Source organism: Gammaproteobacteria bacterium, from assembly GCA_041395725.1.
Lineage (GTDB): Bacteria > Pseudomonadota > Gammaproteobacteria > Pseudomonadales > Pseudohongiellaceae > NORP240.
On the sequence record JAWKZW010000001.1, the window covers coordinates 1,607,661 to 1,618,860 of the forward strand.

At 55.0% G+C, this 11,200-nt stretch carries 9 protein-coding genes and 1 pseudogene; 1 reads left to right on the top strand and 9 read right to left on the bottom strand.

The window, feature by feature from the left end; all coding sequences use genetic code 11:
* Positions 1 to 177 precede the first annotated feature (177 nt).
* The gene (locus R3F50_07090; GenBank protein MEZ5490070.1) at positions 178 to 840 is read left to right on the top strand and encodes a hypothetical protein; all 663 of its coding nucleotides are present in this window, start codon (positions 178 to 180) and stop codon (positions 838 to 840) included.
* Positions 841 to 849: 9 nt separating this feature from the next.
* Here the strand turns inward: R3F50_07090 and R3F50_07095 are convergent, their stop codons facing one another.
* The 9 genes and pseudogenes from R3F50_07095 to R3F50_07135 all read right to left on the bottom strand — a co-directional run bounded on the left by R3F50_07095 (position 850) and on the right by R3F50_07135 (position 11,181).
* A complete protein-coding gene (locus R3F50_07095; protein ID MEZ5490071.1) occupies positions 850 to 2,004 on the bottom strand; it encodes a DUF2235 domain-containing protein in 1,155 nt (384 codons plus the stop codon).
* 112 nt (positions 2,005 to 2,116) lie between these two features.
* Positions 2,117 to 5,032, bottom strand: coding sequence for an aminomethyl-transferring glycine dehydrogenase (gene gcvP / locus R3F50_07100; protein MEZ5490072.1), 2,916 nt, complete (start codon positions 5,030 to 5,032; stop codon positions 2,117 to 2,119).
* Positions 5,033 to 5,130: 98 nt separating this feature from the next.
* Entirely contained in the window at positions 5,131 to 5,520 is a 390-nt protein-coding gene (gene gcvH / locus R3F50_07105; GenBank protein MEZ5490073.1) for a glycine cleavage system protein GcvH, read from the bottom strand.
* A 43-nt stretch (positions 5,521 to 5,563) separates the two neighbouring features.
* Entirely contained in the window at positions 5,564 to 6,655 is a 1,092-nt protein-coding gene (gene gcvT, locus R3F50_07110; protein MEZ5490074.1) for a glycine cleavage system aminomethyltransferase GcvT, read from the bottom strand.
* 347 nt (positions 6,656 to 7,002) lie between these two features.
* A complete protein-coding gene (locus R3F50_07115; protein MEZ5490075.1) occupies positions 7,003 to 9,246 on the bottom strand; it encodes a DUF5916 domain-containing protein in 2,244 nt (747 codons plus the stop codon).
* 320 nt (positions 9,247 to 9,566) lie between these two features.
* Positions 9,567 to 9,905: pseudogene (locus tag R3F50_07120) on the bottom strand (redoxin domain-containing protein).
* A 12-nt stretch (positions 9,906 to 9,917) separates the two neighbouring features.
* Entirely contained in the window at positions 9,918 to 10,148 is a 231-nt protein-coding gene (locus R3F50_07125; GenBank protein ID MEZ5490076.1) for a hypothetical protein, read from the bottom strand.
* 137 nt (positions 10,149 to 10,285) lie between these two features.
* The gene (gene lepB / locus R3F50_07130; protein MEZ5490077.1) at positions 10,286 to 11,005 is read right to left on the bottom strand and encodes a signal peptidase I; all 720 of its coding nucleotides are present in this window, start codon (positions 11,003 to 11,005) and stop codon (positions 10,286 to 10,288) included.
* 11 nt (positions 11,006 to 11,016) lie between these two features.
* Positions 11,017 to 11,181, bottom strand: coding sequence for a hypothetical protein (locus tag R3F50_07135; protein MEZ5490078.1), 165 nt, complete (start codon positions 11,179 to 11,181; stop codon positions 11,017 to 11,019).
* Positions 11,182 to 11,200: the final 19 nt, after the last annotated feature.

The window sequence follows — 11,200 nt, forward strand, 5'->3', positions numbered from 1 at the left end:
CGCTGGCAAGGCAGTATTACTGCCGGCATGCATGGGCCCGTCAAGGCACACTGGTGCTGGAATGTGCCAGGTTTTCTGGCGCCGCCGTCTAACCACGTCTACACTGTTAATGAAATAAGGGGACCATTAACAGGGCCGGAACGGATTCCGGCTGAAGAAACGCCAGGGAGAGACTGCATGAGCGGAAGTGATGCGAACAAAAAAAAGAAAATCTGTGTGTTGAAGGATTCAACCTTCTATGTGTATCAGACTGGGAAGGCAGAAAATTCTTTTTTCTTTGATGCCGGTTGTTATCGCTATTATCTGAACCGGTTGTTCAATTGCCTCAAGGCGTATCGCCAACAGTTACATACCTATGTCCTGCTTCCCGGCGAACTGCATCTGTTGATCAGTGCATTTTCATGCAGTGGGCTGATCCAGATGGTGCGCCAGGTAAACTCCACTTACGCCGATTATTTTGCCAACCGCTTCGACCGGCTATACCCACCGATGCCAGGCAACCCGGTCTGTCGCCGGCTGACAGGGGGTAATATCGCACTTGATTGTCAGAAGTACATTGAACTGCTGCCTGTGCAGAATTCCCTCGCGGACCGGGCCAGTGGTTACTCCTGGTCCGGATACAGTGTCAATGCCTATGGGGGGCATGGCATTTCACTGACAGCTCACCGTCAGTATCGAAGTTTTTTCGAAGAGGAAGGCAACGGGTTTCAGCGTTATCGGGATTTTATCGAAGACCCATTCACTGCCGCGCAGCAAAAATACCTGGAACAACGATTACGGCTCGGCTTCCCATTGGCTGCTCCACGAAAAGCTCTTCGCATTGCGGCGGTTAGCCGGTAAACAGGGAGGTTACTTCACTACCTTATAATTTTCGCCCAGCGCTCGCAGGTTGATCGGGTTATACCTGATCGGTGTTCTTGTCGTAAAACTGTTGAAGCGCTCGGCGAAGTAGAAGTGGTCCTGTTCCTGAAGACTTAAAGCTGCCTTGTGGATTTTCACGGGTAGATCACTGGGTTGCTGATCATGCAGAACGTGCATTCTCCTCGGCTCCTTCTTAAAGCCGTCCTCGTGGTAGTGAATATGAAAATCGTCCCTTCGCAGATCGTAGTCAAGAAATCTGGCGATGTGCTTGGAAAAATTGATTTCCGGGTCTTTTACGGTTTCTTGTAATCGGGTGACCATATAGTCAAGCGCGATGTTACCAAGGTTGCTTTCATGGTAGCCGCCGCCCACATCGCCGTGATTTCCGGGGAACCATACTTCGTCGATACTCTCGCGGAAATTGGTAAGAGTTGGAATGAACGGTTCCCGGCTCTCGTCGATGGCTACCAGGTGAACCGCCTGTTTTACATTCGCTGCCACGGTCAGGTCCCGGAAAAGATTGATTCTTTGAAAGTTCAAGGGGCCAAGGTCAATTGGAATTCCGAAGGCACCGACTGTATCGAACAGGCCGAGGAAAGAAACTTCAATCGGCATGCTGTTTTCTTCTTCGGCCTGGTAGTGGGAGAACATCCATTCACTCTCGCCATTGACTCTATTTTTCAGTTGACGATAGTACAAATCGATCCGTTTCGGCAGGCCATGCTCGTGCAGTTTGGCGGCGAGAAGTCTGGCGCTGGCTGCGCCGCGGCTATAACCCAGAATGCAGATCTGATCGCCGGGCCGGTAGTGGCGGCACAGGCTGGCGTAGGCATGGTCCCGGATGTTTCTTTCGCCGGCACCGAAAGCGCCCTGATAGAAACCGATCGATCTTATATTTTCCTCGTCGTTACCAACACCGCGAAAATAGAGCCCCAGGTGTTTTGCGGTACGCTTCTGGTGGGGAATGTCGCCACCCCGGTGGCTGCCGGACAGGGTGGAAAACATTTTATAGATATTGGTAACGGCGCCGTCGTTACCGCGTCCGTTCTCATCATTCCAGGTGCCGTCCATGAAAATCAGCAGGGCGCGAGGTTTTGCTTTGCCTTCCAGTTTTACTTCATAGGTTTCTTTTTTCTGTGGCATGGTGAATCAACCTCCACACAATGTGAAACCAATTATTGGGAATAAGCAGGCAGGCTGCAACCGCTAAATTTCGAAAAGTTGACCGCAGGTCAGCTCCGGTCAACTGTGCGACTTACTGATAGTTCTCCAGCGCGGGGCAGGAACAGAACAGGTTGCGATCGCCGTAAACATTGTCTATGCGATTTACGGCGGGCCACACCTTGCCCTCTTTGAGGTGGGGCAGGGGGAAAGCGGCCTCGCGCTTGGAGTAAGGGCGATCCCAACTCTCATCGAGGATATCTTCCAGGGTGTGGGGGGCGTTTTTAAGCGGATTGTTATCAGAGTCCAGTTCACCCCGCTCCACCCGCCGGACTTCAGCTCGAATGCTGATCATGGCTTCAATGAACCTATCCAGCTCAGGCAGGGATTCACTTTCGGTCGGCTCGATCATCAGTGTACCGGCTACCGGAAAGGACATCGTTGGAGCATGAAAGCCATAGTCCATCAGGCGCTTGGCGATGTCTTCTTCACTGATGCCGGACGCCTGCTTGAGCGGGCGCAGATCGATAATACATTCGTGCGCCACCCTGCCATTGCGGCCGGTGTACAACACCGGGAAATGGTCGCGCAGCCTGGCCGCAATATAGTTGGCACTCAGGATGGCAACCTGGGTGGCCTTCTGCAACCCGGTGCCGCCCATGAGCGCTATGTAGGTCCATGAAATTGGCAGAATTCCGGAGCTGCCCCACGGTGCCGCGGATACAGCACTGTTGTGTTCCCGTCCCTCCAGCGTAATAACAGGATGGCCTGCCAGATAGGGCGCCAGATGTTTCTTCACCCCGATGGGCCCCATGCCCGGCCCACCGCCGCCGTGCGGTATGCAGAAAGTCTTGTGCAGGTTCACGTGGGATACATCGGCCCCTATGTCGCCGGGCCTGGAAACACCCACCTGGGCATTGAGATTGGCGCCATCCATGTAGACCTGGCCGCCATGGTCGTGCACGATCTGACAGACTTCGCGCACACCTTCCTCGAAAACACCATGTGTAGAGGGATAAGTTATCATCAGTGCCGCCAGCTCTGCGCTGTGTTGCGACGCTTTCTGGCGCAGGTCTTCCAGATCGATGTTGCCTTCGTCGTCGCAGGCGACAACGACTACCCGCATCCCGATCATCTGGGCGCTGGCGGGGTTGGTCCCGTGGGCAGACTGGGGGATCAGGCATACGTTTCGATGCTGCTCGCCTTTGCCATCAAGGTATTTACGAATCGACAGCAGCCCGGCGTACTCGCCCTGAGCGCCGGAATTAGGTTGCATGCTGATGGCGTCGAATCCGGTAATTTCCCTGAGCATCGCTTCCAGCTCGGCGATCATCTGCTGATAGCCCTTCACCTGGTCCAGTGGCGCGAAAGGGTGGGGCTTACTGAATTCCGGCCAGGTGATGGGAATCATCTCGGTGCTGGCATTCAGCTTCATGGTGCAGGAGCCCAGGGGGATCATCGAGTGTGCTAGAGAAATATCTTTGTTTTCCAACCGCTTAAGGTAGCGGAGCATCTCGGTTTCGCTGTGGTAGCTGTTAAACCAGGGATGTTGTAGGTACTCACTGTGCCGGGCCAGTTGTTCCGGTATGCGTGGTTCAGCCACCATCTGGACAGCATCAAGTTCCGCTATGCTCAGCCCCTCAGCGTCGCCGCCCAGCAAAATTTCCCATAGCTGCTTCAGTTCGGCGTCGGTAGTACATTCGTCGACACTGATGCTGACGGAATCATCCCGGTAGCAAAGGCTAATGCCGGCTTTATCCGCCCTGGACTTGACAATCTGTTGCTCTTTTTTGTCGAGATCAACGGTGACAGTGTCAAAAAAGTTACTGTGCCTCAATGTGAGGCCTTTGGCCTCCAACCCACCAGCCAATATCGCAGCCAGTCGATGTATTCGACTGGCAATCCGCCGGATACCCGCCGGGCCATGATACATGGCGTAGAGCGCTGCAATCACCGCCAGTAGAACCTGGGCAGTGCAGATATTGCTGTTAGCCTTTTCCCGGCGTATGTGCTGCTCTCTCGTCTGCAGCGCCATCCGGTAGGCGCGGTTGCCACGACTGTCTACCGAGACGCCGATAATGCGACCGGGAACCGCCCGCTTGAACTGATCCCGGGTGGCGAAATAAGCTGCGTGAGGACCTCCGTAGCCCATCGGTACACCGAAACGTTGGCTGGTACCCACTACCACGTCGGCACCCATTTCCCCTGGGGCTTTCAACAGAGCAAGGCTCATCAGGTCGGCAGCCACAATGGCTATGCCCTGTTGCTGGTGAAGGCTGTTGATGGCATCGCCCAGGTCGCGGATTTCGCCTGCTGCGCCCGGATACTGGAAGATCGCCCCAAACAGGCCTTCCTCAGGCAGGGCGTCCAGCGTATCGATTATCAGCTCAAACCCGAAACATTCTGCCCGGGTTTTGATGACGTCGATGGTCTGTGGCAAACACTGGCGATCGACAAAAAAACGGTTGGCGTTGCGATTTTTGTTCACCCGCCCGGCAAGCGCCATAGCCTCAGCGGCAGCGGTGGCTTCATCCAGCAAGGACGCATTGGCCAGATCCATCGCGGTCAGGTCAAGCACCGTCTGCTGGTAGGCCAGCAGGCATTCCAGCCGGCCCTGGGATATTTCCGGTTGATACGGCGTGTAGGCGGTATACCAGCCCGGGTTCTCCAGCACATTGCGGAGTATGACGGTAGGTGTGTAGGTGTCGTAATAGCCAAGGCCGATAAACGAGCGCGCAGGTTTATTCATGGCTGCCAGCTGTCGCAGCCTGGAGAGTGTCGCCGCTTCACTGGCCGGTGGATCCAGGGCCAGCGGGGCACTCATGCGTATACTGGAAGGCACAGTCTGGTCGATCAGGTCATCCAGCGACTTCAGGTCGAGATGGTCCAGCATGGTTTGAATCTGCTCGATATCGGGCCCGATGTGGCGGTGAACGAATTCATCCTGGTGCTGAAGTTTGGCCAGCGGCTCGCGTAAAGTCACAGTGGTATCAGAGAGGGCTTTGTTCATTGAGCCTCGGCAAGTGAAAAAAGGGCAGGTACTTAACCAGCCCTTTGGAATGAGAGAAATGAGATAGCGGGGATTTTAAAATCCGCGGCCAGGAATAGCTATTCCTCGTCACAGATTTCCTTATAGGCGTCTGCGTCGAGCAGCTCGTCCAACTCGGCGTCGTCCTCCAGGCGGAGCTTGAAAAACCAGCCTTCCCCATACGGATCTGTATTAACAGTCTCCGGTGCATCGATCAGTTTTTCGTTGATAGCGATAACTTCGCCTGTAAGTGGAGAGTATACGTCGGATGCCGCCTTTACGGATTCCACCACCGCCACTTCAACCCTGGCAGTGACCTGGGCTTCGGTCTCCGGCAGTTCCACAAACACGATGTCGCCCAGCGCCTGTTGGGCATGATCGCTGATCCCTACCGTGACACTGCCGTCGTCTTCCAGCTTTACCCACTCATGAGAGCTGGTGTACTTCAAGTCATCAGGAAACTTGCTCAATGGATATTCCTCGTATGGTGTGTTCCGGTAACGGTGAGGGTAATTACTCGAACACTTTTTTGCCGAACCTGACGAAATTTGGTTTCACCAGGCGAACAGGCGTTAGCGTGCCGCGCAGCTCTACCTCACAGGACGAGCTGCCTGGGGGAATTCTAGCCAATGCGATGGAATGCTTCAATGTGGGAGAAAACCCGCCGCTGGTTATAACCCCGTCCCCCTGGTCGGTTACGACCCGCTGTCCCTCTCGCAGGACCCCCCGGGATTCCAGCACGAGCCCGGTCAGGACCGGCAGTTTGTTCGCTGCCTGTAACTCCCGGTGCGCGGTAATGGCCCCCCGACCGATGAAGTCTCTCGAGTCAGGGTCCCAGGCGATGGTCTGACCCATATTGGCAGCCAATGGCGAGACAGTCTCATCCATGTCGTGACCGTACAGATTCATACCTGCCTCCAGGCGCAGGGTGTCCCGGGCTCCGAGCCCGATAGGCTTAACGCCCACCGCCAGCAGCCGGTCCCAGACTGCCGGTGCTTCGTGGTCTGGAAAAATGAGTTCCAGGCCTTTCTCGCCGGTGTAACCGGTGCGGGCTACAAACCAGTCACCCGGTAACTCTACAGCGCGGAAGTTACCCAGTTCGCGAACCGGTCCGGCCTGTTCGGGAGTCAGGATCTCACACACCCGGTCGATGGATTCCGGGCCGTGTACCGCCAGTATTACCAGCTCCGGCCGCTCCTTCAATTGTACCTGGTAGCCTGTCGACTGGCGGTGCATCCAATCAAGGTCTTTGTCCCTGGTGGCACAATTGACCACCATCCGGTAACCCTGGCTAAGGCGATAAACGATCAGGTCGTCAATAACGCCGCCTTCTTCATTGAGCATGGCGCTGTAGAGAGCCCGGCCCACCTGATCCAGCCGCGCAATGTCGTTGGCCAGCAGACGCCGCAGATATTCATTGGCCCCGGTGCCGGATATATCGACCACGGTCATGTGAGAAACATCGAATACGCCGGCATGCTGGCGGACCTGATTGTGTTCCTCAATCTGGGATCCATAGTTGATTGGCATATCCCAGCCGGCAAAATCGACCATTTTTGCGCCGGCGTCGAGGTGCTGCCGGTAGAGGGGTGTTTTCTGTCCCACGGTTTGTTGGGTCCTTTTATATGACTGAAAACTCAAAACTAAGACGCGAAAGTCGCAAGTGTACCCCTTGAACGGCCCCATTTACAGGGGCGTGGTCAGCCTCTTGCCAGCGATAACACCATCCTTGGGACTGTTAGCGTTGGGGGGCGTTGCTTTGGTTGTTGCTCGACGCTGCAATCCTAAAAAGTAATCAGCCATGAAATTCTCAACCGGGTTTAGGTGGGGTATTGCAGTTTTTTGTCAGCGAAAGAGAGTTGCGGAGAACTGTCAAGCAATGCTTGAGCCTGCTCTTGAATACTGTGACAACGCAGGTTCTTAAGGTTCGCACCTGTCCGCTGATACCTGCTTCAGGGCTGCCAGGCGTAGCTGAATTTTGCGAAAATTGTCCGGTTGGTCGGCTCGATCGAGTCGTAGACGTCGTTCTGGAATCCGGAGTCTGAATAGCCGACAAAGAAACGTGACGCGGCATTGATCCGGTAACTGTAAAGCAGCTGGTTGGCCAGGGTTCTGGATTTACTCTGCACGGGATTGATGTAAAGGGACGGGTCTCTGTCCTGGTCGGTGTATTGCGCCGTGAAACGCAGAAAGCTGCGGGTGCTGAACTGGTAAGTGGCCCTGATGTCAGTAAGATTGGCCGTGAAGAGTCGGCCGCCATCCACGTCAAATTCCTGCAGAGTGTGCTCCAGGTTCAACTGCAGGTGAGGGCCCCAGTTGTAGGTGATCTCCGGCCCGATCCGCCGTGACCTGCCCAGGCGCGTATTGGCGAAATCCACCACATCCTCGACACGCACATACATATTCAGAAACAGATCGGCAGTGGGTCTGAAATTGAGGCGTAGCTGGTTGAATTGTTCGTCGAAATACTTGCCATTGAAGTAGGTCTTACTGCCGCCGAACAGGCCGCTGAGCCGGGATTGCAAGGGGCCATCCATTTCGAGGAAGAATTCCACTTCCTCTTCCAGGTTCAACCCCGACTGGTCGTAGGTTTTGTCCCAGTCCGCCGCGATCCAGATGCGATTGAAAAAACTGTCGTTCCATCGCCAGGTGTGACCGGCCCGGAGAGTGAGACGACGGAAATCAACCTGATTGATGAAACCCAGGTCGGCGCGAAAATCCTCACCGTAGTCCACATAGTTTATCCACCAGTCCCAGCGTCGGTCGCGATGGCGATAATCGATCACATGAGTCTGGTCGCTGATCTCCGGCAGCTGCCCATAACGTTCCTGTATGGCGCCCGGGTACCTGGATTCGGAATGCAGTGTCTGTAAGGTTAAGGTGTCGCTATTTGTCAATTGAAAGACACCGTCGATGCCGGTCACGGTATTGCGGTAACCATCCGCCTCACGGTTGGTAACCACTGCGCCGATCGCAGAGTTTTCCATGACGTCATAGCGATAGCGTAAAATGGACACGTCACTTTCCACTTCGCCCAGCGTCGCCACGCTGGAGCCGAGGCTGCGGGGAATCAGGAAGCTGGTAGAGGTATCATTGGCTGCCAGTAAGCCGTAAGTGTGGTTGCCTGATTTTCCGGTGAGTTTGGTACCGTAATCGGGCGCCGCAATGTTACGGGTGTGCACCAGATTTAAATAGGTATTGAAGTAGTCAGCGCCGTCCAGAAAAAATGTTCTTCGTTCTGGAACGAATATGCTGAATGTTGTGTTGGTATCCAGTATGGTGCGATCCGCTTCCACCTGGGAAAAATCCGGGTTGATGGTGGCATTCAGATAAAGGTTCTGGTTGATTCCCCAGCGAACGTCCAGGCTGGCCTGCGGGTCAAGGTCTTCCGCTTCCCACTCGTCTGTCTGAGGGTCCCGGTTCTCGATGTAACTGGTGGTTGCGGTGGGGATGACTTCCAGGTTTCGGCCTGGTTCCAGTTCGGCAAAGCCCTGTGCCTTGCCGATGTCACAGAGGTAGCAGGATATGTTGAGATTGCGCGGCCGGTTGCTGATGTTGTAGTCCCGGTCCCGCGGGTAGCGGCGCACAAAGTTGATGCCCCAGGTCTGTTGTTCCAGTCCTTCGGCGAACCGCAGTTGTTTGAGCGGGATCGCCATTTCAACGGTGTAGTTTTCTTCGTTGATTCTTCCCGCGCTGTCCCAGATGGCGTTCCAGGAACTGTCGTAGCGGTTGTTGACGTCATCATTGATGGCGTCCATCTGAACCCCGAAGGGATTTGCATAGAATTCGAAGGCCCGACGTTCATCGTTGAATGTGTCCAGAACGATACCGACCCGGTCATTGTTGCTGACATTGTCGCGGTCGCGATAAAAGGCCCTTATCTGGCTGACGTCCGGGTCCCAGGAGATGAACGCTACATAGAGCACCTCGCCGTTTTCCATGATCAGCGCTTCCGATGTCACCTGGGCGGGGATGTTCTCCCCGGGGGTGGTTTCTATGTCCAGCAAAACCCGTTCGGCTGCTGCCCATTCCAGTTCACCGATGTTTCCATCGATGACCGGTGGAGTGCTGATGCGAGGAATCTGAAAATCCACATCGGCTGTCTGGGCCATGAGAAAGGTGGGCAGGAAAAGTACAGCCCAGGCCAGAAAGGGCGGCAGCCCGGGCCGGTATCTGAAAGGAATAATGTTGCGCATTATTGTTATTGGACCCGAAAGACAGGTAGGCCTTATGGTGGCCTGTGTTAATGAGGGGAGAGTATACAGTGAATCCGTCGCCGCAGCCCAGTCCATGCCGACCGGTAAGAGCAGTTAGGGCCCGCATCCGGGACAGAATACAAATAGGCTGGCACAGGTTAATTGTGGGCGAGGCGGGCAGCGTAGAATCCTGAGTCCAAAAAAGGCGGACCCACCACCCAGTGAATCCGCCTGGGGCTGCCGATACAGATCAGGTCGTTTATGATCTGAGGCGATCTAATCAGGGTCAGCAGGCCCTGGTTTCAGGACAGTACCGGTTGTCACATGTTTGCCGCCGCCTCCAGCACGTCGGCAAAATCCGGCCGGATGCGGTAGTTCTCCTCGGCGAATTTGTAGCGAATCACGCCATCCGGATCAATCAGGAAAATGCCCGGGTAGGGCACTCCCCAGGCCCGGTCCCCGGGCTTGTAAAGTGTGGTGTTCAAGATGCCGAAAGCATTGACATGCTGGCGGTCTTCATCCTGCAATAAAGTGAATTCGATACCTTCGTCCAGTTCGACTTCCTTGAGAAATTCGTACGGATCGTAGGTGATTGCAGCAATGGTGATGCCCATGGCCGGGAACTGGTTCTGAATCTCTGTCAGCTGCACGAGCTGAGCTTTACAGAACGGTCACCAGTCGAAGGAACGGCTGAACATCAGCAACAGGCCGTTCTCGCCCACCAGATCGTCAAAGGTTTTAGTTTCCCCATTCTGATCCCGCGCCTGAATCGGGGGAATACTGCTACCCACCGGAAGATCAGGTGCCCAGACAAACTCCTGTGCCTGTGCAGGCTGCACCAGCAGGAGAATCGGTAGCAGGGAAAGCAGACTGGCGAACTGCAGGTAGAGCTTTTTTTTCATGTTATAGCCTCTCTGGTGGTCGTCGGAACGGCAACGCTGCCGTCTACCTGTCATGACCGGCGGGCAGCAGAATTCTTCCCCCGGCGGTGAATCGTTGCCTGTCAGGCAGTCGCTGATGCGCTGTCCGCGACGCGGGGCTATTCCAGTCCCGACAGAAAGCGGTCCGGGCGTGGCATAAAGCGATTCTGGGAATCCAGCGAAAAAACTACCGAGCTGGAGCGGCCAATGATCTCATCCCGGGGCACGAAGCTGTAGGCACGGCTGTCGGCACTGTTGTCACGGTTGTCGCCGAGTACGAAATAGCTGTCCTCCGGGACAGTAACCGGCCCGTAGTTTCGCATTGTACGGCTGAAATAGCTGGTTGAAAGCTGGGCCTGGTGGGAATGCTCGGGCAGCTGCTCGGTGATGATCATGGAGTCATCATCCTCCGTCACGATCTTATAATCTGCCGCCTCACCGTTTATAACCAGGGCGTTGTCCCGCATGTAGACGGTGTCACCGGGTAGCCCGACAATGCGTTTGACCAGGCGTTTTCCCGCTTTCTGCGAGTCGATGATGATAATGTCGCCCCGTTCCGGATCGGCAAAACTGCCCAGGGATATTTCGGTGAAAGGAATTTTGACGTCGTAGGCCACTTTATTGACCCAGACTTTGTCGCCATCCAGCAACGTTGGCTGCATTGAAGCCCCGGAAATGGAGCTGAGATCGGCGATAGCGCTTTTGAAAAACACGATACAGCAGAGCAGTAACAGAAACTGCCGGTTTTCATACCAGAATGTCCGGATGCCACGTTGCACTCGTACGGACAGTCTGGTCTGTTCTTCCAGCATGCCGTGCTGTTGATTCGATTCCTTCATAACACCAGCTATTATGCGACCCTTTTACGAAAAAACAACACGGGTAACGCCAGAGGCCCGATAATTGCGGCGAGTAAAAACCACCAGCGAGGGCTCAGGCCCCGCCGCTTGGCCATTTCCGCTGCTGCAACCATGCTCAGCAGACTTATTACCAGCAACGCCACATAAGTTGTCACGTCTCAATCCCTGTTGCGT